Origin of the sequence: Pseudoalteromonas sp. NSLLW24 (genome assembly GCF_015864725.1) — a bacterium.
GTDB lineage: Bacteria > Pseudomonadota > Gammaproteobacteria > Enterobacterales > Alteromonadaceae > Pseudoalteromonas > Pseudoalteromonas arctica.
Genome location: NZ_JADYWQ010000008.1, coordinates 144,067 through 168,211, shown reverse-complemented (window position 1 = coordinate 168,211; position 24,145 = coordinate 144,067). Strand labels below are relative to the sequence as shown.

The window sequence follows — 24,145 nt, the reverse complement described above, 5'->3', positions numbered from 1 at the left end:
AAGGGGTTACTCGCGATGATAAGGATGGTTGTTATTTAAGCTCCAGCCTCGGTAAAGGCTCTCTGCAACAATTATACGCACCAAAGGGTGCGGCAATGTTAAATTAGATAACGACCATTTTTGCTCAGAAGCTGCAATGCACTCTGGAGCAAGTCCTTCAGGTCCGCCAATAAGTAAACTTACATCGCGGCCATCGAGTTGCCATTTTTCCATATTTTTAGCAAGTTGGTGAGTATCCAGCGCTTTCCCTGTTACCTCTAACGTTACAATACGATTGCCTTTTGGAATAGCCGCTAATGTTTTTTCACCTTCAATGTGTAAAATACGTTTTATATCTGCATTTTTACCACGTTTTCCGGCTTGAATTTCAATTAACTCTAGGGCCATATCTTTAGGGAAACGTCGCTGATATTCTGCAAATCCCGTTTCTACCCATGCTGGCATTTTAGTACCAACAGCAATCATTTGTATTTTCACGTATTACTTCCAAGCATTGTCTAAAATGAGTGAGCGTTTAGCCCCACAGTTTTTCTAGATCGTAATAGCTACGTGCTTCGTTTTGCATCACGTGTACAACCACATCACCTAAATCAACCAGTGCCCATTCGCCGTCGCCTTCACCTTCATAACCTAATGGCTCTGAATCTGCATGACGCGCTTCTTTTGCTAAGTGATCGGCAATTGACTGTACGTGGCGTTTAGAAGTACCAGAACAAATTACCATGTAATCTGTGATATCTGATGTTCCAGTAACGTCAATATGAACGATGTCACGCGCTTTCATATCGTCAATTTTGTCCATAGCAAAGGCGAGTAGTTGTTTTGAATCCAAGGTTTTGTCTCAATTTAAAAATTTAATGGCGCGCATTTTAACACGCTAGGAGTTTTTAAGCATCAATTTGATAGAGCTGATGCACTTCTATGTAATGACTCACTGCATCGGGCAATAGTTCATTCTTTTTATTACTTTTTTTCAGTTGTTCGCGAATGGTGCTTGAGGCCGCATCGAGCATTTCGCCCGGTAAAAAATAAAGTTTACCTGCAAGTGAGTGTTTAAGTGCCGCTACTTCGCCGGCATTTGCGCGTTGCATATAGCTTTTGAGCTCACCTGTTACAGTGCAATGTTGAGCAGGGCGCTGGTACACCACAATATGGCAAAGCTGCGTTATTGCCTTCCACTCAAACCACTTATCTAGGTTGTTAAATGAGTCCATACCAATTAAAAATAAAATAGGTGTAGTGGGGTGCTCTTTACGAAGTTCTTGTAAGCTCAGCAACGAATACGATGGACCGGTTCGATTAAGTTCTCTTAAATCGAGTTCAAAATGAGGGTAAGGAGCAATAGCTGCGTTGAGCATATTAATTCGGTGCTCTGCACTAATACCCGGAGCTGCTTTATGTGCAGGTAATGCACAGGGCATAAAATAAAGCGTATTTAAATTAAACGCATTTACGCATTGCTGCGCCATATTTAGATGGCCTAAATGGACTGGGTCGAAAGTGCCACCAAAAATTGCGATCATTTTACACCCATTAGCTATTTATTAATTAACCGCGTGGTACGGCATAGGAATGTTGAGCGGCTGGCAAAATTTAATACAAATATGAGCAAGCGCTTGGTAAGGTGCAATTAAATTACCTTGCTTGTAACTGGCATCAAACAACGCAACATCACTATTTATTTGTTCTAGTGTGTGCATGTTTAAACGGTTAATAGCATTTTGAACTGGACCTTGTTGGTTTTTCCAAATTGCTTTTTGTTTAAATAAATTAGCGATAGGTTCGCCATTCAGTAAACCAAGTTGCACACTTATAAGTGTATTAAGCTCTTTGGTTATAGCCCACAAAATACTTACCACTTCGGTGTTATCGCTGGCAAGTTTGTTTAATACTTTTATAGCTTGTTTGGCGTGGCCATTTAATAGCGCATCGCTTAAATCAAAAATATCAAACTTGGCTTGGTTTAACAGACCTTGCATTACTAATTGCTGAGTAATTAATGCATTGCCGTGTAGTAGCGAGAGCTTCTCAAGTTCCTGAAAACAGGCTAACAAGTTGCCTTCGGTGGCATTTATTAAGCTTACTTTGGCGTCGCTTTGCATATTAAGTGATAAACGTTGGCATTGCTCATCAAGCCATCGTTTTACATGAGAGCCCGTAAGCGGGTAGCAAGGTACAAATACACCTTGCTTATCAAGAGCTTTAAACCATGCTCCACGTTGTACTTCTTGGCTGGCTTTAGCGCCTTTAACAATTAAAATAGTATCGGGATTAACCAGCTCAACTACTTTTTTAAAGGTGTTGCTGCCAATAACGCCTGGCTTTTGTTGGTTTAAATCAAGCTCAATAATAGTGCGGGCGCTAAACAGCGACATACTTTGGTACTGGGCTATAATTTCTTGCCAATCGAATCCTTGCATTAAAGTAAACTTAATTACTTCATCAAAACCTTGTTGCTTAGCACTGTCGCGAATTTGTTGTACGCACTGCGCTTCTTGAAAAGGCTCTTCTCCAAATACTAAATAAAAGGGCTTTAGCCCTTTATTTAATTCACTCGGTAGTTGATTAGCGTAGCAGCGCATTATAGTTGCGACAGCTCTCTAACAATACGACGACTGGCTTGCTCACGAATTTCGCTAATAAGTAGCTCAAGCTCTTTTGCTTTTGCTAATGCATGATCCGGATCATCTTGGTAATTACGATAAAGCTCAAAACGTTTTTCTATCGCTTTTTCACCTGGGCGTTTAACTACATACGATACGCCATAAGCGAGCTCATATTCAGCAACTTGGCCGTTTTGGAACAGCGAAAGTGTTTGGCGTTCAATGCTTTCTTTGCGTAAATACAATTGGGCTTTATCTTTAGCTGACGATACTAACTCTACGTTACTCGCTTTAAGCTCTTTTTTAAGCTCAGTGAATAAAGTCGATTTTTCGTCATCGCCTACAAGTGTTAGCTGTTTTAAGTTATCAGGCAGGCTAGAGGCTTTTTTTAAATGAAAGCCACAGCTTGATAACAAAAAACAGACTAGCACTAAGGCTAGTCCATTTTTAATGGCGTTAAATGCAGCCATATTAGTTAGCTACCACGTTAAGTAGCTTGCCTGGTACGTAAATGATTTTACGAATGGTTGAGCCATCAGTAAATTTAGTTACGTTAGATTCTGCAAACGCAAGGGCTTCTACTTGCTCTTGAGTTGCATCAGCTGCCACTGTTAACTTAGCGCGAAGCTTGCCGTTTACTTGTACGATGATTAGTTTTTCATCTTCAACAAGTGCAGACTCGTCAACTTTTGGCCATGCAGCATCTAAAATCTCGCCTTTTTTACCAAGCTCTTTCCAAAGCTCATGCGATAAATGCGGAGTAATAGGTGCAAGCATAATAACTAATGCTTCAAGTGCTTCGTTAGCAATCGCTACATCTTGTTTGTCGCTCAGTGGTGCTTTTAATAACTTATTAGAAAGCTCCATAATGGCTGCAATAGCGGTGTTAAAGGTTTGACGACGTTCAACATCATCAGTCACTTTAGCAATAGCTTTGTGTAAGTCTCGACGTAGTACTTTTTGCGGGTTAGTTAGCGCTGATTTATCAAGTGCTTGGTAACCTACTGTTTTAACGTCTACCGCGTATTTCCATACACGTTTTAAGAAACGATGCGCGCCTTCAACGCCTGAGTCTGACCATTCAAGCGTTTGCTCTGGTGGTGCTGTAAACATCATAAATAAACGCACTGTATCTGCACCGTACTGGGCAATTACATGTTGTGGGTCTATACCGTTGTTTTTAGACTTAGACATTTTACTCATACCTGATGAGAATACCGGCTCGCCGTCTTCCTTATGCCATGCTTTAGTAACGCGGCCTTTTTCGTCGGTTTCGGTGTTTACATCAGTTGGCGAAATCCAAATGTCGCCGCCTTTTTCATCTTTACGATAAAATGTTTCAGCAAGTACCATACCTTGACAAAGTAAGCGGTCAAACGGCTCGTCTGAATTAACTAAACCAAAGTCACGTAATAATTTATGGAAAAAGCGTGAGTACAATAAATGTAAAATTGCATGCTCAATACCACCAATGTATTGGTTTACTGGTAACCAGTAGTTAGCAGCCGCTGGATCTAGCATGCCTTCGTCGTAGCGTGGGCTACAGTAGCGTGCGTAATACCAAGACGATTCCATAAAGGTGTCAAACGTATCAGTTTCGTGAAACGCAGGTGCGCCATTTACTGTTGTTTTAGCCCACTCTGGGTCTGCTTTAAGTGGTGAAGTTACACCGTTCATCACTACATCTTCTGGTAAGCGAACTGGTAGCATATCTTCTGTTGCGGCAAGTTCTTTACCGTCTTCATCGCTAAGCATTGGAATTGGAGAACCCCAATAGCGCTGACGGCTCACACCCCAGTCACGCAGGCGGAAGTTTACTTTACGCTCACCAACACCGAGTGCTTCTAATTTATCGGCAATCGCTTTAAAACCAGCTTCAAAATCAAGGCCGTTAAATTCACCCGAATTTACAAGTACGCCTTTATCAGTAAATGCTGATTCTTTTAGGTTTACTTCAAGATCTGAACCTTCAGCAGGCGCAATGACTTGTTTTATATCTAGGCCGTACGCTGTTGCAAACTCAAAGTCGCGTTGATCGTGTGCAGGTACTGCCATTACAGCGCCTGAGCCATAATGCATTAATACAAAGTTAGCAACCCAAATTGGTACTTGCTCGCCCGTTAATGGGTGAGTGGCGTAAAAGCCTGTTGCTATACCTTTTTTCTCCATTGTTGCCATGTCTGCTTCGGCAACTTTGGTGTTTTTGCATTCTTCAACAAACATTGCAATAGCGTCGCTATTTTTAGCGGCTTCTTGTGCGATAGGGTGACCACCAGCAACAGCAACATACGTAACACCCATAAAGGTATCTGGACGTGTTGTGTATACGCTGAAAGTTTCGTCGTTATCGGTGCGTTTAAATTCAATATCACACCCTTCAGAGCGGCCAATCCAGTTGCGCTGCATTGTTTTAACTTGCTCTGGCCAATCTTCTAACTTGTCTAAATCGTCAAGTAGCTCTTGTGCGTAGTCGGTAATTTTAATAAACCACTGTGGAATTTCTTTTTGCTCAACCACAGCGCCTGAACGCCAACCGCGACCGTCAATAACTTGCTCGTTAGCGAGTACTGTTTGATCCACTGGATCCCAGTTAACTGTCGACATTTTTTTATACACTAGGCCTTTTTCGTAAAGCTTAGTGAAAAACCACTGCTCCCACTTGTAGTATTCTGGATGACATGTCGCAATTTCGCGATCCCAGTCATAACCAAAACCTAATTGCTTAAGTTGAGTACGCATGTAATCAATATTTTCGTATGTCCACTTAGCTGGTGCTGTTTTGTTTTTAATAGCAGCGTTTTCTGCAGGTAAACCAAACGCATCCCAACCCATAGGTTGCATTACGTTTTTGCCTTGCAGGCGCTGGAAACGAGAAACAACATCACCAATGGTGTAGTTACGCACATGACCCATATGCAGTCGACCACTCGGATAAGGAAACATAGAAAGGCAGTAATACTTTTCTTTGCTCTCATCTTCAGTGACTTTAAATACCTGGTTTTCTTCCCAGTAGCTTTGTACTTTTGACTCTATATCTTGCGGGTTATATTGCTCTTGCATCTATGGTTCCAGACTTCTTGCAAACTAATAAAAAATTGCCGTTAGGATACCCCAAATAAAACACTATTCACAGCGTCAAAAACATGCTTTTATTAAATTGTAACTTTCAGTGCAGGTTAACCTGCCTTTTTATAGTGTGGTTAGCTAAAGACATAAGTTACAGACTGATTTAACAGCAATTTTGAAGGAGTAAAAAATGACTGATTACAAAACATGGCTTAGCAGTTTTACCCATTGGATAAAAGATGTGAAAGAGCATGGTTTAAAAGATGTGGTTTCTGGGTTTGTTGAATCTGAGCAGGCGCTTAAAGATTTAAGTCAAGAAAGATATGAGCTCTACAAAAGTTATTTAAAGAATGATATTGAACATATAGTAGAGAACGAATCACACTATAATTCGCTTGCATGGCAAGAGCTTAAAGAGTCTCTTTGGTTTGAACTTTCGCACATAGAAGATAAAACTCAACTTGAGTGGCAATCTCTTAGCCAAGATTTTAAGCACAATGGTGTGTATCACGCAGGCGAATGGATAGCCATGGGCACATTAGTATGTAAGAATTGCACCCATAGTTACGATGTTTATCACGCTACACAAATTACACCGTGTATTGAATGTGATGGAATCTATTTTAGTCGTAAGGCACTGCACCCTTAAATATAAGTATTAAGTGGCTGCGGGCCACTTAATACGCCCAAAGGCCAGCGAATATGCTGGTAAAAAAAGAAGTTAGAATGACGAAAAAATTGCTGCCACTATCTGTTTCAAAGCTCGCACCGAGTATTTCTACTAATCACGTAAACACGTGTATGAACAATCCATACCCAGAGCAACTTACGTTTATAGGCCAACAACGCGCCCAAAGTGCTTTAGATTTTTCATTAGGGATGGAACTGCCGGGTTACAACGTTTATGTAATGGGCGAGGCCGCTCACGGGCGCTTTACGCTTGTTAAAGATAAACTTAAACAACACGCAAAAGACCGCTCAACGCCAAACGAATGGTTATACGTAAACAATTACGATGACCACAGAGAACCTATTGCGCTGTTTATGCAACCAGGCCAAAGCAAGCAACTTAGTGACGATATAGATTCATTTTTAGATGAAGTACTCGACACCTTTCCTGCGGCATTTGATAACCCAGCGTATCAGCGTAAGAAAAAATCAATCGATCGTGAATTTAACGATGCCTACGACAGTGCTATTACCGCAGTAGAAATTGCGGCGTTTGAGCAAAGCGTTGCATTAGTTGAAGAAAAAAATTCAGTAGGGTTTGCACCACTTGTAGATGGTAAACAATTAAGCGACAGCGAATTTGGCGAACTTGAAGAAACGTTACGTGAAGAGTTTTTTGAAAAAATTGAAAAGCTAGAAGATGCATTAATAGAAGCGTTAATAGAGCTGCCACGTTGGAAACGCGAATCAAAAGAAAAACAACGCAACCTTAAAAAGTCGACTGCAGAGCAAGCCACTAAACCACTTTTAAAAGACTTAGAACATAAATATGCCACGCATATTGGTGTACTGCGCTATTTAAAAGATATACGCGTTGAAATTATAGACGCGGTACTTGAATGGCTAGATGACGAAGATGAAAGTGAAGAAAGCAAAGAAGACTTTGATCGCAAAGGCATGCTTACCGACTTTTTTGCACCTAACATTTTAGTTGAGTTTAAAGAGGACGACGCAGCACCGGTTGTGTATGAGCCTAATCCAACGTTTGGCAATATATTTGGCAAAATTGAGTACTCAACATCTCAAGGCTCTTTAATTACCTGTTATCGCTCAATTCAGGCTGGTGCATTGCATCGTGCTAATGGCGGCTATTTAATTATGGACGCTGAAAAAATCATGGCAAACCCACAAGTGTGGGATGGTTTAAAACTTGCGTTAAAAACACATCAAATTAAAAACGACTTACCGTATCAAGACAGCACAGTAGGGACGAGCTTTACACTTCGCCCGCAGCTTATACCGCTTGATGTTAAAATTATTTTATTAGGTTCGCGCGAGTTGTACTACACCATAGGTGAATACGATGAAGAATTTGCAGAGCTATTTAGAGTATTAGCCGACTTTGATTACTACTTGCCAAGTAGCGATAAATTGCAATACCAGTTTATTACTAAAGTAACCGAGTATTGCGAGCAAACATTAAAGTGCACTGCAACGCAGGCTGCTATGGTGCGTTTACTTAAATTTAGTTACCGCCAAGCTGAGCATCAAAATAAATTATCAGCGCGTTTTGCTGATGTACTTGAACTTATTGCAGAAGCCAGTTACTACGCTAAGCAAGACAAATTAGCCGTTATTGACGCGCACCATATTGACGAAGCCATTGAAGGCAAGCAATACCGTACCGGCCAAATTAGCGAAAATATGCTCAGTGATATAAAAGAAGGTCACACACTTATTGCAACCGACGGCCAAGCCATTGGTAAAGTAAATGGCTTAACCGTATTACACATTGGCGATACCTCATTTGGTACCCCTGCGCGTATTACGGCAACGGTTTATGCTGGCGCCGATGGCGTAATAGATGTTGAACGCGAAGCTGAGCTTGGTAAAGCAATTCACTCAAAAGGTGTTATGTTGCTTACCGGTTATTTAGGTAATAAATATGCGCAGCACTTTAGCTTAACGCTTAGCGCTAATATTGCCATTGAGCAAAGCTATGGTTACATAGATGGCGATAGCGCATCTTTAGCAGAGTTGTGTGCGCTTATTTCGTCTATTACAAGCCTACCTATTAGCCAATCAATTGCGCTTACAGGCTCTATTAACCAACACGGCGATGTACAAGCCATTGGTGGCGTAAACGAAAAAATAGAAGGCTTTTTTAAACTGTGTAAAATGCGTGGTTTAACAGGTTCGCAAGGCGTTATCATTCCTAAATCAAACCAAGTTAACTTAGTGCTTGATGACGAAATACTTAATGCGGTTGAAGCGGGTAAATTTAATATTTACGCAGTTGAAACCGTAGACCAAGCGCTTAACTTGTTAATGGATATAGAAGCTGGCGATATTATTGATGACCAGTATCCAGAAAACTCAGTAAACGGTATTGCACTTGCTCGCCTCAAAGAGATTGCCGACATAGTAAACGGCGATGATGACGAAAAAGACGAAGAGCTAGATAACGAAAAAGGTTAATGATGATTAATATAATTTTGGCGGTAGTTATCGCCATTTTTTGTTTTTTAATATTTCAAAATAGTAAAAAAGCAAAACAACAAGCAGGCATAAATGCACAAATAGGTGCAGATTATTTAGCCGCTAACGCAAAGGTAGAAGGTGTAGTAGAAACGACTTCTGGCTTGCAGTATAAAGTAATCCATAAAAGCGAAAACGAAAACACACCAACCCCAAAAAGTATGGTTAACGTGCATTACCACGGCACACTAATCGACGGCACTGTGTTTGACAGTTCAGTAGAGCGTAAAACACCTATTAGCTTTGGTTTGCACCAAGTTATTAAAGGTTGGACTGAGGGCTTACAACTTATGAGCCCCGGCGATAAATACACGCTATATGTACCGCACCAATTAGCGTACGGCGAAAAACGTGTAGGGAGTATTCCTCCTGCCTCAGTACTTATATTTGAAGTAGAGTTACTGGCAATTGAGTCTTAGTGATCAAATAACAAGGAAGTAAATTATGAATAAAGACGAATTACTTAAAATAGCCAAGGGTGATATTAACTTTACCTTTCAATCTATTATTTATGCATTAGCGCTATGCTTACTAGTTGCAGCTGTTTTTTTACTAGAGATGAGCGTTAACCTACAAATGGGTTTAATAGTGTGTATTATCGGTGTGTTTGGAATGACTATTTATAATAATTTAAATACTCGCCTAAATGCGGCGCTTGCACTTATTGCGCTCTCACAAGATAACCAAAGCACTAAGTAAGCAACGAGTTAGTTTAATAAATTGGTATAAGCCCTACTTTAATAAAGTGGGGCTTTTTGCTTTTAGCTAACATTAAAATTTACTCAAGGATTTTAATACGAGGTCGATACCTATAATAGTTACAAAGCTATTTTAGGGATAAAATAATGAAGATTTCACCGACTCCCATTCCATACCAAGTATACAGCTCAAATACTCAAACTTTAGCGCAATCAGATAAACTACCTGTTGAAAAAGCGAGTGAAGAAAAGAGCGAGGAGGAAAATGAGGAAGAGCCAAAATATGTGTTATCAAAGTTTTTAGATACCAAAGCGCAAGAATATAGTGAAGATAACGCTACGTTTGGCAATCAATATAAAAACCTAGAAAAAGTATACAAGCACTTCACTGGGCGAGTTATTGCGCTGCAAGAGCAAATTAATAAACTTAAACAAAGCCCCGTACAACGTAGTTTAACTATAAACACTTCTGCAAGTGAGCTAAATAAAAGTGATGCGAGTTTAACTTTAGATGCTGACCACCTAGGTGCAAAAAAATACAAAAACACGCAACAGCAAGAGCAAATAGATATGTTAGAGCTGCAATTAGGGGAGTTAAAGTCAGAGCAAGCAGCAATAAAACAACAAATGGTTGAGCTGGTTATTAGTGAAATGAAGAGGCGGGGCGACGACTATACTATTTAGCGCCACCAACATGCTGGTGGGTTAGCTTTTAAACTCAATTTTACCCACTTCAAGTTTAAACTTACCTTCTTGCTTGCCTGCAATCATAAAGCCTAGCTGTTTTATATCATCAAAATCAATAATCGGTTGTTGCTCAAGCACGCGGCCGCGATACGTTAAAGTAAAATCACTCGGAGCAAAGTTTATATCTACCCATTCATTTTTTACTGTTTTAAATGAGTGGGTGTACGCTGCGCCATCAAGGTAATTGGTAGTTCTGAGCCTAAGCTGATAGGTTTGTCCATCGCCTTTAACGCGCAGTGCTATAGCTTTAGTATTTTGGCTTTGTGTATTTAGCTCTGTACGTATTGATGCAAAACCGCCGTTATTATCAAGCGAAACATTGCCTGTAAAAAGCAAATTTTCTTGAGTTTGTGTTACTTGGTTATTAGATACACCGCCCATTACTGAGTCGTTAACAACGTACCAGCGCTGATTTGCATTCGCTTGTGCACTTACAACTAATAAATTAAATACAAAAAGTGATGATAGTTGCTTTGTTGTCATACGTGTTTCCTAATTGGTATTAAGTAAGTGGAGTACTTATAACTAATACGCTTTAATAATGTATTTGTTCACTAATTTAAAACTAATTATTTTTACGAGCCCACTTATCCATTATTTTATTAAATAATATTTCATCATCAGTTTGCTCACCAGGGCAGATCTGCGCGCTACCTTGAGGCATGCCATTACTACCAAATACGGTTGAAGTATCAATTAAATAGCATTTACCGTTAAATTTTTCTAATCGTCGTGTGCCTATTGTATTTTGGCTAATAACTTCTGATTTTTGTGATTTAACCGGTGATTTAATTGTGGGGGTGGCAGCTATTGCATCATCAGTACTATCTGAGTTATCAGCTTCGCCAAACGTGACCATTTTTTTATGCGTTAAGTTATTTATAGGTGCGCCATAAATAGGCGCATACGGGTTAAGTTTTTTAAACGTTTGCGTGTTGATATTAATGGTGTGGGCAGGGGGTTGAGGTTTATTTGTAATAGTGGACTTTGTTACTGTTGTTGTTTTTGGTTTTTCGTCACGTTGTTTGGGTGCTTTAGTAACTTGTGTTTGAGTTGTAGGTGTTTTATTAGTGCTTATAGATTCAGGTACTTTTTTTACCTCTAACTTTGCAGGCTCAGCAATCGGTGCGTTAGTGGTGGTTTTAACGGTGCTTAACTTAGGTTGGGTTAATAAGTTAACCATTACATAAGCGTTTATTACGGTGTCTTTTTTTGTTTGAGGTTCTTCAACCTTTATTTTTTGCGAAAGTAATTTATGTGAAAGTAATAAGTACAGCAACACGCCATGTATACATAACGAGATAACCCACGGCCACGCATTCCCTTTATTCACATCAAATCCTCAACATAATAGTGCTGTTATGAGTCAATAAAATACATTTAGTTCACCTAAAGTTAATGTGTTTTACTTTGTGGCTTTATTGCAGATACAACAAAACTATTTTGCAGCTTTTGTTGTTTTTGCAGGTGCTTGGTTACGTTATTATGAGCGCAATCAAACTTAGGAGGCATTATGACATTACTTTTTGAACCAATAGAACTTGCAGGTAAAACATTAAAAAACCGTATTGTTATGCCCCCAATGACTCGCTCGCGTTCAACACAGCCTGGCGATATAGCTAACGACTTAATGGCAACATATTACGCACAGCGCGCAAGTGCCGGGCTAATTGTAAGCGAAGGCACGCAAATTAGTGAGCTTGGTAAAGGTTACGCTTGGACTCCGGGTATTTATTCAAATGAGCAAGTTGCAGGCTGGAGTAAAGTAACCAACGCAGTACATAGCGCTGGTGGCGTGATGTTTGCTCAGCTTTGGCATGTTGGTCGCGTAACTCACAGTGACAACACCGGTGGCGTGCAGCCTATTTCAGCCTCGGGCATTGCTGCAAAAGACGTAAAAGTATTTGTAGATACAAACGGCACACCGGGTTTTGTAGATACTCAGTTACCACGCGAAATGAGCAAACAAGATATTACGCAAGTCATAGGCGAATTTCGTCAAGCTGCTAAAAATGCAGTTAATGCAGGATTTGATGGCATAGAGCTTCATGCTGCAAATGGTTACCTTATTAACCAATTTTTAGACTCAGAGTCAAATGCTCGCACCGATGAATATGGTGGCAGCGTGCAAAACCGTATACGCTTTTTAATTGAAGTCGTAAATGCTGTTAGCGACGAAATTGGTAGCAACAAAGTAGGTGTAAGACTAGCCCCGTTAACAACCCTTAATGGCACAGTAGACGAAAACCCTGAGGAAACTTATTTAGCTGTTTCTGAGGCATTAAACAAAGCCGGTGTAGGTTACATGCATATAGCTGAAGCCGATTGGGATGATGCACCTTTAATGAGTGTTGAGTTTAAACACGCCATTCGTAAAGCTTACAGCGGTGTATTAATTTACGCAGGCAAGTACACCAAAGAGCGCGCAGACAAAGCACTTAGCGAAGGCTGGGCCGACATGATTGGTTTTGGTCGCCCGTTTGTATCAAACCCAGACTTACCAGCACGCTTAAAGCAAGGCAAGCCACTTAACAGCCACAACCCCGACACTTTGTTTGGTGGTGCAGAACAAGGCTATACCGATTACCCAGTTACAAATTAAATTTATATATAAATAAGGAGCTGTAGCATACAGCTCCTTATTTGTTTTAATTACACTGAGAGTACTTACTTAATTGCAGTAATAAACTCCTCGTCAGAATACAAGTTCTTAAGTAATTTTTGAACAAGCTCTACATAGCTTCGTTGACCATTTGGGATTGCAATTGCGCCAATAAATGAAGAGTCGAAATCATGTTCAGCTGAAATTACTTTTTCAAATAAAATTGCATCGTCCTCTGAAACAACAAAATTTACTTTTATAAATGAATTCCCCTCTGAGAACCCTGTTACATCAATATCTTGGTCAATAACCTTGCCAGTCACTTGCTTTTTAGCAACACCAGACCAAAGTTTAGCCAGTTTTAATTCTTGTATTAATGCGCTCTCAATATATTCGCCATAGCTGTTGCCTACAGATGAAACAAGAGGAGAGCCTCGAAGTGATATCTTATTTAATTTTTTTTCAGATTCAATTTTTCCGACTGAGACTGGTGTATTAGACTCTTCTTTTAGTTTAGAAACGTTACTGATATCTGCACTATAAGGTGGAACTTGAATGGTACATGCACTTAAAAATAAAGCCGCGATTAAACCTAGTGAACTTTTATACTTCATTTTATTTCTGTCCTTATTTATAAATTTGATTGATCAAGTTCTACAACTAGTTTGTTAAATGCTTCTTCTGTTGCACGTTTTGCAGATAAAGAAAAATCATTTTTAAACTCATCAAATTCAGCTTTGCCAAAACCTTTAACTTCACTATTCCATGCTATATCGCCATTGTTATTTAAAGTTTTACAGTTTAGTGTGAAAGTAAATTCAGTAGGAGGCCATGTGAATAAGCTATCTGAGCTAGATTGCGTTGTTATTGTCGGTATGAATACATACTCAATTTTTTTATCTTTTAAAAATGTACTATCAGTTAATGATTCAAGCTTATAGACGTTTTCAAATTTATTAGAAAGCACAGTATACAGCGCTGCTTCTGTGTCTTTATAAGGTTTGTAACTAACATTATCGCCACCACCGCCAGGTGTTTTTACTTGTGTTTTTATATCATCTTCAGAAATATAATAACCTACAACTGATGCTGATTTATTTTCTGTAACCTGAAGTTTTTCAGTGTCTGGATTTAAACTTATCTGGTGGGCACAGCCACTCAAAATAAGGACCGAAAACAAGAAAAACATGTTAGTTAATAACTTCAAAATATACTCCATATATTTAATTTTTAGTGTGAAAGCAGTTTCAGCATCAATATATGTTCAATAGTTACTTTTGTAAATTATGTTAACTTTATATTTGTAAACGGTTGTAACTTTTAGCATTTGTGAGGTCGGTTTTCTTCAAAATAAAGCAGAGTTAATCTTGAGCAAAAAATAAAAAACGCGTAAGTTAACCGGGTTACCTATTTTAATAACAAGAAAATAAATGAAAGCCAAAGAGATAGAACAATTAGAATTATCAAATTCTGAAACCCGAGAAGTTGTTACCCCCTACGCCTTTAAAATTGACAGTGCTTTACTGGGCTTGCCTTTAGCTACACCAATTCGGCGTGCACTAGCTATTATTATTGATGTAGCACTGATATTTTTAGCAGCCAAACTCAGCGCGGCTTTAATAGCATTTGTTGCTGCAATGGCCTTATATAAAGGTACGGCACAGCAATACCTTCCAAAAATGTCGAATGTGTGGCGAAGAATCTTAAAAATAACGGCAGCAAGTATTTTATTTGTAAGCGCACTTACTATGCTTTCAATTGGCATTGATTACCTAGAAGACGAAAACGCTGATCAAGGTTTAGCTGTTCAGGGCGTAAAAATACAAGATGAAATTCAGCTTACCGCCACAGAAAAACAACAGGTAAATACTTATTTAGCGCAAACAGCTGATGAAAGCTGTGAGCAACCTTGCCAACAAAACGCGCTTGATAATTTAATAGGGCAAGTACCTAAATTAGCAGAAATGGACGACCTACAAAACCCACAACTTGCTACCGTACTTTTACAGCTACTAGTGCTCAGTGAAAATAACGAAATAAAGCCTGCGCAGTTAATAGAAGAAAAACCTGCACAAACAACCACAAATAGTATTTTGCAGTGGAGCAAAGGCATTATTCAAGACCTAGGCTTAGGTTTTGGCTGGGCTGCTGTTTACTTTACGTTGTTCTCGTTACTTTGGCGCGGCCAAACGCCGGGTAAAAAGGTTTGTAATATCCGTGTTGTCGCCCTAAGCGGTGAGCCATTAGGTTTATTAGATTGTTTTGGTCGCTACGGCGGCTACGGTGCAGGCTTTGCCACAGGCTTGTTAGGGTTTTTACAGATATACTGGGACCCAAACAGGCAAGCCATTCAAGATAAAATATCAGCGACGGTGGTTATTAAAGGTAACTTGAATCAAGTTGTAAATGTGGAAACGGTAGAAGAGACTGTAAAAAGTTAAGTTTGCTCTTATTAATTACAAGGATGGTTATGAAAGCTTTATTAATGGCGTTTAGTTATCTGTATTTTATTACAGCTTCGTATGCGTCAGAAAATATTGTGTTAGCAAAAAAACATCAGCTTAAGTCTATTATTTTAGGTGAGCAGCGCAGTTATAGTGTTTATTTACCGCCAAGCTACAAGCAAAACCTCGAACGAGTATATCCTGTTATTTACCTGCTTGATGGCGACCCAACCCATTTAAAAGCCTTAGCTGGGCTTGTTGAAGCACTCAGTACTGAGCGGCTAGAAAAACAAATTCAACAAGCAATTATTGTCGCTGTTCCAAACAGTAAAAATGCGATAAGAGAGCGCGACTTTACCCCTACCAATGTCGATTGGACTTTTAACGGCAAGCTACTAGAAAAATTTGAAAACATTGGCAATGCCGCAAACTACACCGCTTTTTTTGAAAAAGAACTTATTCCCTTCATTAATAAAAATTACCGTACATCAAATAAGCGGGTATTAATTGGGGAATCTTTCGGTGGCTTGTTCGCAAGCTATGTTTTACTTACCAATCACTCTTTATTTACTGATTACTTAATTATTGATGCAACCTACCTTTGGGATAATAATTATCTCAATCGTTATTTTGACGAGCAACAGCTTATAAATAAGCAGCTTAAAGGCAATGTATATTTTACTTTTGCTAATAATGCAGCTTTTGGTGAAATTGGAGAGGCTAATTATAAATGGGGCTTAGAGCTTGCTAAAAAACTAAAAGCGCACCCGAGTAACAGTTTATATATAAATCAACGTTACTTTGAAGAAGAAACTCATGGCACGGTGGCAGCGCTTAGTTGGTACTATGGGCTTAGGGATCTTCTATACGAAGTAGAGTTAGCCTTGGTACGTAATTAAAAAAAGCAAAGGGAGTTCATTAATGTTTAAGAAATTAGATAAATATATGGATGATTTGAAATCTCCTTACTGGGAGATTTATATCTATCTAATAGCCATTACCTTTTTGATGGCAGGGACTATAACAATATTTTTTGGTGATCAGGGATTAGGGCAAAAATTTGCAAATTTTGGTAGCTTTCTAGGTGGGATTATAGCTCTAATTGCGCTTCTCTATACTAGGCATGAATACTTGAGGCTAAGAGGTTTAAATGAAAGGATAGGTATGATTACAAATACTTTACCTAGACTTAAGGGTTTTTTGAGTGGTAATTTTGTAATGATTGCTTCAAATTATCATACGGTAACATGTGGTTTTAAATGTAACAAAACCGGTATTGACTCTGATTACCTTGAAGAGTTTGAGCGAGAAGATATAGATATAGAAAACCAAATGCTTATAGAAGAGTTGGGTAGTATTTGGAGAGAATATAAGGTTCAACATATAAAAATATTGGAAGCAGGGGCTGATTTAACCTCTAGTTATCTAGATATTCATGAGCAAATAAAAGTATTAATTGAATCATTAGATGATGTACTTTTCTTTATTGCAAAGAGCTTAAAGCATTATAACTATAGTAGTCGTGAATCAAAGTTACTCGAAATTAGGCTAACCAAAAATTTATATTTCCAAAAATATATCCAGAATAAATTTAATACATTGGGTGAGCTTAATATTGATGAATATGAGCAATCGAAATCTGAACTTCAAGGGCTATTAGATAAAGCTATAGCTACACTAAAGTTATAAGCTTTTGTATATTCATGAAGGTGAAATACTAGCGTCAGGTATATTTCGTTTTAAAAACTGATAGCTACCTACTGAAAGCTATCAGTCCTTACTCCCTCAACCTAACCCCAAATCCAACAACACCCATCAAAAACACAAATCCCCACACAAATATGTTGCCGTATTGGCTGTACACGCTGTCGCCTTTTATAAGCTTAATGTTGGCTTTCAATATAGTAGCTTCAAACTGAGGCATGGTTTGTTGTGTGTGGCTTATAGGGTCGTATACGGCACTTACACCATTGTTGGTAACTCGCACTAGAGGGCGTTGTAGTTCGAGCGCGCGCATACGGGCTATTTGCATGTGTTGCAAAGGCCCAATAGAGTCGCCAAACCAGGCATCGTTACTTACCGTAAAGAGTAGGTCGGAATCGCTTTTGTAATTACCGCGTACTAAATCTGCAAAAACAATTTCGTAGCAAATAGCGGGTAGTAAATTAAAGCCGTTGGCGCGCAAGTTGTTTTGCACTTTGTCGCCACGGGTAAACGATGACATAGGCAAATCGAATAATGGGGCAATAGGGCGCAAAAAGTCTTGAAACGGTACAAACTCGCCAATAGGTAATAGCTGGTGTTTTTGATAGCGGTTTTTATCAAGGTAATGATAATGCCCGTGATCGTCGCCGCGTTCTTTATTACCGACCACAATAAGTGTATTGAATATGTTTTTGGTGTCTCGCTGGTAGTCAACAATACCGGTAACAAGGGCGGTTTTATTAAACGAGGCGGCACTGTCTAAATTGGCTAAGTAGGAATCAGCAAGCATTTCTATTTCAGGCACTGCGGCTTCTGGCCATACTATTAAGTCGGCATCCCAATGTGGGCGTGTCAGGTCTTGGTATTTGCTCATTGTGGTCCAAAACTCACTTGGCTCAAAGCGCAGGTGTTGCTGTATGTTCCCTTGTACGAGCAATACTGACATGTTTTTATCTGTGTAATGAATACTGCCGGTGGTGCTTGCGCCTGTAAAAATAAGCGCAACAGCTGTCGCAGTAACCGCCGGGGTTTTAAAATCTTTTTGGGTAAGTCTATACAGTGCAAAGCCAATAGCGACACAGGTAAGTGTTAAGCCAAACTCGCCAATATAAGGGGCAAGCAACCTTAAAGGTCCGTCGGTTTGTGTGTAGCCAAAACTTAACCACGGGAAACCGGTAAGTACGGTGCCACGTAAATACTCACTAATTGCAAAGCAGGCAATAAGTAATGCGCCAAAGCTTTTAGGGCCACTGGCAAAGCGTGTAGTTGCCCAAAAGGCAAGTGCGGGAAATAATGCTAAGTAGGCGCACAAAAATGCCATTAACGAGAGCGATGCTATCAGCGGCATACCGCCAAAGGTGGCAATAGAAACATGTACCCAGCTTATACCTGCACCAAACCAGCCTAAGCCAAATATAAAGCCATATTTAGCAGCGGTTTTTGCGTGTGCTTTACCGGTATTATTGGGATTAACGCAAAAAATTATGGTACCAAGGCTAATAAATACGATGGGCCAAATTTCAAAGGGGGCATAGCCAAAAGTTAAAACAAGGCCCGCAACGAGTGCGAGCCATGCTTTTTTATCTTTTGCTAATAGGGTAAGTCTAGTTAGCAGTTTCTTCACTGTCGTTATCATCAGCCTTAGGAACGGTGACTTGCAGTTGCAAAATACGACGATTGTCGGCGTTGGTTACTTTAAATTGGTAACCTTCTATGTCAATCGTTTCACCACGGCTTGGCATATGGCCAAATGCGTGCAGTACAGTTCCGCCAATAGTATCGGCTTCGTCTGTGCTGTAGCCTGTTTTAAAATGCTCGTTAAAGTCATCTACAGGTGTGAGTGCTTGCACTACGTGAACATGTTTAGCAAGTCGACGAATATCTTGATGTTCTTCTTCTTCGTCGTGTTCATCTTCGATTTCGCCAACAATTATTTCAAGAATATCTTCAATCGTTACCAAGCCCGATACGCCGCCGTATTCGTCAATAACAACAGCCATATGGTAGCGTTGCTGACGGAATTCGTTTAGCAATGTATCAACACGTTTGCTCTCAGGTACTACCATTGCTGGGCGTAAATAATCGCGTATTGATGGTAAATGCTCGTCTTTATTTAAGATCAGTGGCAATAAATCTTTAGCGAGTAAAAAACCTTCTACATGGTCTTTGTCTTCAATCACCACAGGAAAACGTGAGTGAGTTGAGTCAACCATCATTGGAATTAGCTCTTCAAGCGGGCTGTCGATCTCAAGAGTGATCATTTGTGAGCGCGGAACCATTATGTCTCGCACTTTAAGCTCAGACACGCCAAGCACACCTTCTATCATCTCTTTTGTTTCAGGATCGATTACGTCTCGTTCTTGCGCATCGGCAATAACTTCGACCAGCTCTTCTCTATTCTGGGGTTCCCCTTGCAACATTTGGGCTATTCTGCCCAACCACGTTTTGCCAGAAGAACCCTGGCTAGATTGCGAGTTACCGTCGCTCATTACGTCTAATTGCTCCGTTAATTTAAATATCGTCCCGGTATGGGTCTGCTATGTTTAGCTCTGCAAGTAATTGCTTTTCGATGCTTTCCATCTCTAAAGCATCGTCACTCTTTATATGGTCAAATCCAAGCAAATGCAAGCATCCGTGAATAACCATGTGAGCAAAGTGGTCATGAAATGACTTCTCTTGCTCAATTGCTTCAGCTAATACAATGGCTGGGCAAATAATTAAATCACCAACCAAGGGAATATCTATTCCTGGTGGTGCTTCAAATTCGAACGACAGTACGTTGGTCGGTTTATTTTTACCGCGATAGTCGTTATTAAGTTGTTGCGATTGCGCTTCGTCGCTAATAACGATACTGAGTTCTGACTCGTCACGGTATTGGCTAAGGGCTTTGTCAGCCCACAGTGCAAATTGCTCTTCGCTTGGGAGGTTGTCAAACTCACAGGCTATTTGTAAATCAAGTTCGGTTGTCAAAGTATTACTCTTTAGTAGTAGGCTGTTGAAGAGCAGCGAGTGCGTCTTTTGCATTTTGCTTTTCAATGCGCTTTAGTCGCTCGCTTTCGTCGTTTCGCTCGTAGGCTTCAACTATGCGTGCTACAACAGGGTGTCGTACTACGTCTTGGGCTTTAAAGTAGTTAAAGCTAATTTCGTTTACGCCATCAAGTACTTCCATTGCATGGCGAAGGCCTGAACGTGTGCCACGAGGTAAATCAACCTGTGTTATATCGCCTGTAATAACCGCTTTTGAGTTAAACCCTATACGGGTTAAAAACATTTTCATTTGCTCGGCGGTGGTATTTTGGCTTTCATCTAAAATAATAAAGGCATCGTTTAAAGTGCGTCCGCGCATGTAAGCAAGCGGAGCGACTTCAATGATATTTTTTTCGATGAGTTTTTCTACTTTTTCAAAACCTAGCATTTCAAAAAGAGCGTCGTAAAGAGGGCGCAGGTACGGGTCTATTTTTTGACTTAAATCGCCGGGTAAAAAACCAAGCTTTTCGCCGGCTTCTACAGCAGGGCGCGTTAATAATATGCGGCGTATTTCTTGGCGCTCAAGGGCGTCAACGGCGGCAGCAACTGCAAGGTAGGTTTTACCAGTACCAGCAGGGCCAATACCAAAGGTAATGTCGTGGTTTAAAATATTAGCCACATAAACACCTTGGTTATCGTTACGTGGTTTAATAACACCACGGCGCGTTTTAATCACCATTTCTTTGCCGTAAGCGCTGCTTGATGCGTCTTGCTCTAGGGCTTTTGATTCGGTAATAGCTAAATGAACGGCTTCGGGTTCTATTTCGCCTAAAACACCACGAACTGGCTGAGTATCAACATAAAGGTTTTTTAAGATTTCTACAGCGCCGGCGCAGTTGTGTAGTTTACCGGTTACTTTAAAAAAGTTGTCACGGTGAATTATTTCAACAGCCAGGTGGCGTTCAATTTGTTTGATGTTTTCGTCAAACGGGCCACATAAAGAAGAAAGGCGTTTGTTATCGGCAGGTTCTAAATAAATCTCTAATGTTTTTAACTGATTACTCAAAATTGCTTCCTATAGTACTGCGCCAGCGTTAACTGGCGCTAATAGTGTGACTAAGGAACGAAAGTAGCTACGCCAATTTCGTTAACAGTGTCTGGTTTTGGCTCTGCAGCTGCAGCTTTAGTTAAAATAGCTGAAGGAGCGATTTCACGTCGTAAGTTCATTTCTGATTCTGTACGAATTAAGTCACCACGTAAAGAGTTAGGTAGTGCTTCGGTAATACGTACGTCAACAAACTGTCCGATCACTGTGTGCGGGCCAACAAAATTTACTACACGGTTATTTTCGGTACGGCCACGTAATTCCATTGGGTTCTTTTTAGAAGGACCTTCAACAAGTATACGTTGCTCTGTATCGAACATTTGACGGCTAATTTGCTGCGCCATTTGTGTAATACGGTTTTGTAGTAAGTATAAGCGTTCTTTTTTCTCTTGCTCTGTTACGTCATCTGGCAAATCTGCCGCTGGCGTACCTGGGCGGGCACTGTAAATAAAGCTAAAGCTCATATCAAAACCAATGTCGCTAATAAGCTTCATGGTCGCTTCAAAGTCTTCTTTACTTTCGCCTGGGAAACCAATAATGAAATCTGACGACATGCTTAAGTTAGGACGAATTTTGCGTAACTTACGAATTGTCGATTTGTATTCAATTGCCGTATGGCCACGTTTCATTAGGTTTAATATACGGTCTGAACCACTTTGTACTGGTAGGTGTAAGTGATCTACAAGCTCTGGTACATCAGCGTAAACGTCGATTATATCAGGCGTAAATTCTACCGGGTGCGATGTGGTGTAACGAATACGGTCAATACCATCAATAGCAGCAATAAGACGAATTAAATCTGAGAAGTAACATATTTCGCCATCGTGCGTGTCGCCGCGGTATGCGTTTACGTTTTGGCCTAGTAGGTTTACTTCACGTACGTTTTGCTCAGCAAGCTGTGCGATTTCAAGTAGTACGTCATCTACTGGGCGGCTAACTTCTTCGCCGCGAGTATACGGTACAACACAAAAAGTACAGTATTTAGAACAGCCTTCCATAATTGATACAAACGCAGATGGGCCATCCGCTTTTGGCTCTGGCAGGCGGTCAAACTTTTCAATCTCTGGGAATGAAATATCAACAACCGATGAGCCTTTGTTGCCTTGCACTTGTTTAATCATTTCTGGTAAACGATGCAATGTTTGCGGGCCAAAAATAACATCTACAAATGGTGCGCGTTGGCGAATAGAGTCACCTTCTTGTGAGGCAACACAACCACCTACACCAATTATTAAGTCTGGCTTATCGTCTTTTAACAACTTCCAACGACCTAACTGGTGAAATACTTTTTCTTGTGCTTTTTCACGAATTGAACAGGTGTTAAGTAAGATTACGTCGGCATCTGTTGCATCATCAGTTAGCTGGTAGCCGTTGGTGGCATCTAAAAGTTCAGCCATTTTCTGAGAGTCGTATTCGTTCATCTGACAACCCCAGGTTTTAATATGCAGCTTTTTGCTCATTGAAATATTGCCTCGTGTTCAATTCGATAGTGGCACAAAAATGTGCTAGAAACAGGATTAAGGAGCAAGCATGCTCACTTAAAGGAGGCGTATTTTAGCTGGATACCCGCCCAGATCCAAGTATAGTTTTCATGTTTGTGATCTCAAATCAATACGGGGCGAGTTTAATGTGCTGTTAGGGATATCCTCTGGTATAAAACAAATTAATTTTGATACAATCAAAACAGACTCAAGTAATAATAAAATGATGAAAAACATGACCAAAAATAATGTGATAGTGGTTGGCGGGGGCATGGTTGGCGCAGCTATGGCGATAAAGCTGGCTCAGCAAGGCTTTGGTGTGCGCATAATTGAAAAACACCTAATAGACCCATCGCACATTCTTAGTAGCGATAAGGTGGATATTAGGGTGTCTGCTATTAATCGTTTTTCAGAAAATTTACTTGATGAATTAGGGGCAATGCCTCTATTAAGGCAAAACCGCATTGCACCATATCAACAATTAGAGGCTTTTGAGCGCGGTGGTGACAATTTATTATTTGATTGCGCCGACATAAACACGACACATTTAGGCCACTTGATTGAAAATAGTTTAATTCAAGCAAGCTTGTGGCAGCAATTTGGGCATTATAAGATTGAGGTTATTGAGCAATCATTGCCGGTAACTAAAATAGAGCAAACGGATGATTTAATTACGCTTGTGTATGGTGATCAAACCTATACGGCTGATTTAGTAATTGCCGCCGATGGTGGGCAATCGCAGCTGCGCGATAAGGCGAATATTGGTATTACGGGTTGGCAGTACCAACAGCATTGCATGGGGGTGTTAATTAAACTCGATGCACCGCAACAAATTAAAACATGGCAACAGTTTACACCAAGTGGGCCGTTAGCATTTTTACCAATGCAGGCACCGTACGCTAATTTAATTTGGTACGACGATGCAAATACATTGCAAGCATTTAAAGGGCTAAGCCCAACTCAGTTAAAAACGCACATTCTGAATAAATTCCCAGAACTTGCTGGAGACTTTGAAGTACAAACCCATGCAGTATTTCCGCTTACTCGCCAACATGCTAATAATTATTCGCAAGGGCGCTTGGTTTTAGTAGGCGACGCTGCACATACAATTAATCCCCTTGCTGGGCAGGGCGTTAATTTAGGTTTTCAGGACGTAGTGGCACTTGCTGAGGTTTTAAACGAAGCAGGAGATATAGGTTGCCCACTAAAACTTAAAGAATACGAGCGAGCTCGCCGCAGGGCTAATTTATTAATGATGAGCATGATGGACGCGTGTTACTTTGGGTTTTCTAATCAAATTACGCCACTTAAATGGGCACGCAGCCAGTTTTTAAAAATGGCTAATAATACGGGGCCGATAAAAAACTGGGTTTTAAAATACGCAATTAGTGGTGATTTAGGCTAAATTTAAAGTAGATATTAGAAAGGCTCATTTATGAGCCTTTTTTTATGTCTGTTTTTAAGTCAGCAAATAGTGACTCGGCTATATTGAACACGGTTTTAATTTAACTGGTGTTACAT

General features: G+C 40.1%; 25 protein-coding genes. 10 read left to right on the top strand and 15 right to left on the bottom strand.

Annotated features, from left to right (window positions below; translation table 11 throughout):
• Window positions 1–6: 6 nt before the first annotated feature.
• From rlmH to leuS, 6 genes are read right to left on the bottom strand one after another with little or no spacing between them, the layout of a single operon-like run.
• The gene (rlmH, locus tag I6E72_RS10635; RefSeq protein WP_007585562.1) at window positions 7–477 is read right to left on the bottom strand and encodes a 23S rRNA (pseudouridine(1915)-N(3))-methyltransferase RlmH; all 471 of its coding nucleotides are present in this window, start codon (window positions 475–477) and stop codon (window positions 7–9) included.
• Window positions 478–514: 37 nt separating this feature from the next.
• Window positions 515–832 carry a ribosome silencing factor gene (gene rsfS / locus I6E72_RS10630; RefSeq protein WP_007585564.1) on the bottom strand — a complete coding sequence of 106 codons (318 nt, stop codon included), beginning with the start codon at window positions 830–832 and terminating at the stop codon, window positions 515–517.
• Between the two features lie 55 nt (window positions 833–887).
• The gene (gene nadD, locus I6E72_RS10625) at window positions 888–1,523 is read right to left on the bottom strand and encodes a nicotinate-nucleotide adenylyltransferase (RefSeq protein WP_165721389.1); all 636 of its coding nucleotides are present in this window, start codon (window positions 1,521–1,523) and stop codon (window positions 888–890) included.
• A gap of 21 nt (window positions 1,524–1,544) precedes the next feature.
• Window positions 1,545–2,582 (bottom strand): DNA polymerase III subunit delta, encoded by a 1,038-nt coding sequence (holA, locus tag I6E72_RS10620; RefSeq protein ID WP_165721390.1) that lies wholly within the window; start codon window positions 2,580–2,582, stop codon window positions 1,545–1,547.
• On the bottom strand, window positions 2,582–3,073 hold the full coding sequence (locus I6E72_RS10615; RefSeq protein ID WP_010554703.1) for an LPS-assembly lipoprotein LptE: 492 nt from the start codon (window positions 3,071–3,073) through the stop codon (window positions 2,582–2,584). Before I6E72_RS10615 ends, holA begins: the two co-directional genes overlap by 1 nt.
• A 1-nt stretch (window position 3,074) precedes the next feature.
• The gene (gene leuS, locus I6E72_RS10610; protein WP_165721391.1) at window positions 3,075–5,663 is read right to left on the bottom strand and encodes a leucine--tRNA ligase; all 2,589 of its coding nucleotides are present in this window, start codon (window positions 5,661–5,663) and stop codon (window positions 3,075–3,077) included.
• A 196-nt stretch (window positions 5,664–5,859) separates the two neighbouring features.
• Between leuS and I6E72_RS10605 the strand changes: the two genes are divergently transcribed.
• The 5 genes from I6E72_RS10605 to I6E72_RS10585 all read left to right on the top strand — a co-directional run bounded on the left by I6E72_RS10605 (window position 5,860) and on the right by I6E72_RS10585 (window position 10,258).
• Complete coding sequence (locus tag I6E72_RS10605; protein WP_007585575.1) at window positions 5,860–6,318, top strand: zinc ribbon-containing protein; 459 nt, start codon at window positions 5,860–5,862, stop codon at window positions 6,316–6,318.
• A gap of 77 nt (window positions 6,319–6,395) precedes the next feature.
• Window positions 6,396–8,816 carry a Lon protease family protein gene (locus tag I6E72_RS10600; RefSeq protein WP_024591122.1) on the top strand — a complete coding sequence of 807 codons (2,421 nt, stop codon included), beginning with the start codon at window positions 6,396–6,398 and terminating at the stop codon, window positions 8,814–8,816.
• 2 nt (window positions 8,817–8,818) lie between these two features.
• Window positions 8,819–9,295, top strand: a complete 477-nt coding sequence (locus I6E72_RS10595) for an FKBP-type peptidyl-prolyl cis-trans isomerase (RefSeq protein WP_007585579.1) — start codon at window positions 8,819–8,821, stop codon at window positions 9,293–9,295.
• A gap of 25 nt (window positions 9,296–9,320) precedes the next feature.
• A complete protein-coding gene (locus I6E72_RS10590; protein ID WP_002958531.1) occupies window positions 9,321–9,575 on the top strand; it encodes a hypothetical protein in 255 nt (84 codons plus the stop codon).
• 146 nt (window positions 9,576–9,721) lie between these two features.
• Window positions 9,722–10,258: a hypothetical protein gene (locus I6E72_RS10585; protein ID WP_197112261.1), complete on the top strand. Its 537-nt coding sequence runs from the start codon at window positions 9,722–9,724 to the stop codon at window positions 10,256–10,258.
• A 21-nt stretch (window positions 10,259–10,279) separates the two neighbouring features.
• On the opposite strand, the gene I6E72_RS10580 is transcribed toward I6E72_RS10585, so the two are convergent.
• Together I6E72_RS10580 and I6E72_RS10575 are read right to left on the bottom strand one after the other, a co-directional pair.
• Window positions 10,280–10,804: a CIA30 family protein gene (locus I6E72_RS10580; protein WP_197112259.1), complete on the bottom strand. Its 525-nt coding sequence runs from the start codon at window positions 10,802–10,804 to the stop codon at window positions 10,280–10,282.
• A gap of 82 nt (window positions 10,805–10,886) precedes the next feature.
• Window positions 10,887–11,654: a hypothetical protein gene (locus tag I6E72_RS10575; protein ID WP_197112257.1), complete on the bottom strand. Its 768-nt coding sequence runs from the start codon at window positions 11,652–11,654 to the stop codon at window positions 10,887–10,889.
• A 180-nt stretch (window positions 11,655–11,834) separates the two neighbouring features.
• Here I6E72_RS10575 and I6E72_RS10570 point away from each other — a divergent pair, with 180 nt between their 5' ends.
• Window positions 11,835–12,923, top strand: a complete 1,089-nt coding sequence (locus tag I6E72_RS10570; RefSeq protein WP_197112255.1) for an alkene reductase — start codon at window positions 11,835–11,837, stop codon at window positions 12,921–12,923.
• Window positions 12,924–12,988: 65 nt separating this feature from the next.
• Here the strand turns inward: I6E72_RS10570 and I6E72_RS10565 are convergent, their stop codons facing one another.
• Window positions 12,989–13,537 carry a hypothetical protein gene (locus I6E72_RS10565; RefSeq protein ID WP_024591118.1) on the bottom strand — a complete coding sequence of 183 codons (549 nt, stop codon included), beginning with the start codon at window positions 13,535–13,537 and terminating at the stop codon, window positions 12,989–12,991.
• Window positions 13,538–13,554: 17 nt separating this feature from the next.
• Entirely contained in the window at window positions 13,555–14,130 is a 576-nt protein-coding gene (locus tag I6E72_RS10560) for a hypothetical protein (RefSeq protein WP_024591117.1), read from the bottom strand.
• Window positions 14,131–14,353: 223 nt separating this feature from the next.
• Between I6E72_RS10560 and I6E72_RS10555 the strand changes: the two genes are divergently transcribed.
• Genes I6E72_RS10555 through I6E72_RS10545 form a run of 3 tightly spaced genes read left to right on the top strand, consistent with a single transcriptional unit; the run spans window position 14,354 to window position 17,056 of the window.
• Window positions 14,354–15,364, top strand: coding sequence for an RDD family protein (locus tag I6E72_RS10555; protein ID WP_197112253.1), 1,011 nt, complete (start codon window positions 14,354–14,356; stop codon window positions 15,362–15,364).
• 29 nt (window positions 15,365–15,393) lie between these two features.
• Window positions 15,394–16,266 (top strand): alpha/beta hydrolase, encoded by an 873-nt coding sequence (locus I6E72_RS10550; RefSeq protein WP_165734812.1) that lies wholly within the window; start codon window positions 15,394–15,396, stop codon window positions 16,264–16,266.
• A gap of 22 nt (window positions 16,267–16,288) precedes the next feature.
• A complete protein-coding gene (locus I6E72_RS10545) occupies window positions 16,289–17,056 on the top strand; it encodes a hypothetical protein (RefSeq protein ID WP_165734813.1) in 768 nt (255 codons plus the stop codon).
• An 88-nt stretch (window positions 17,057–17,144) separates the two neighbouring features.
• Here the strand turns inward: I6E72_RS10545 and lnt are convergent, their stop codons facing one another.
• Genes lnt through miaB form a run of 5 tightly spaced genes read right to left on the bottom strand, consistent with a single transcriptional unit; the run spans window position 17,145 to window position 22,603 of the window.
• Window positions 17,145–18,695: an apolipoprotein N-acyltransferase gene (gene lnt, locus I6E72_RS10540; RefSeq protein ID WP_197112251.1), complete on the bottom strand. Its 1,551-nt coding sequence runs from the start codon at window positions 18,693–18,695 to the stop codon at window positions 17,145–17,147.
• The gene (gene corC, locus I6E72_RS10535; RefSeq protein WP_007585597.1) at window positions 18,676–19,560 is read right to left on the bottom strand and encodes a CNNM family magnesium/cobalt transport protein CorC; all 885 of its coding nucleotides are present in this window, start codon (window positions 19,558–19,560) and stop codon (window positions 18,676–18,678) included. The genes lnt and corC overlap by 20 nt, the downstream gene beginning before the upstream one ends.
• A gap of 22 nt (window positions 19,561–19,582) precedes the next feature.
• Window positions 19,583–20,041, bottom strand: a complete 459-nt coding sequence (gene ybeY, locus I6E72_RS10530; protein WP_002958542.1) for an rRNA maturation RNase YbeY — start codon at window positions 20,039–20,041, stop codon at window positions 19,583–19,585.
• A 4-nt stretch (window positions 20,042–20,045) separates the two neighbouring features.
• Window positions 20,046–21,104 (bottom strand): PhoH family protein, encoded by a 1,059-nt coding sequence (locus I6E72_RS10525; protein WP_007585598.1) that lies wholly within the window; start codon window positions 21,102–21,104, stop codon window positions 20,046–20,048.
• Window positions 21,105–21,154: 50 nt separating this feature from the next.
• Entirely contained in the window at window positions 21,155–22,603 is a 1,449-nt protein-coding gene (gene miaB / locus I6E72_RS10520; RefSeq protein WP_010554713.1) for a tRNA (N6-isopentenyl adenosine(37)-C2)-methylthiotransferase MiaB, read from the bottom strand.
• 169 nt (window positions 22,604–22,772) lie between these two features.
• On the opposite strand from miaB, the gene I6E72_RS10515 reads away from it, so the two are divergent.
• On the top strand, window positions 22,773–24,029 hold the full coding sequence (locus tag I6E72_RS10515; RefSeq protein WP_010554714.1) for an FAD-dependent monooxygenase: 1,257 nt from the start codon (window positions 22,773–22,775) through the stop codon (window positions 24,027–24,029).
• The last annotated feature ends 116 nt before the right edge of the window (window positions 24,030–24,145 follow it).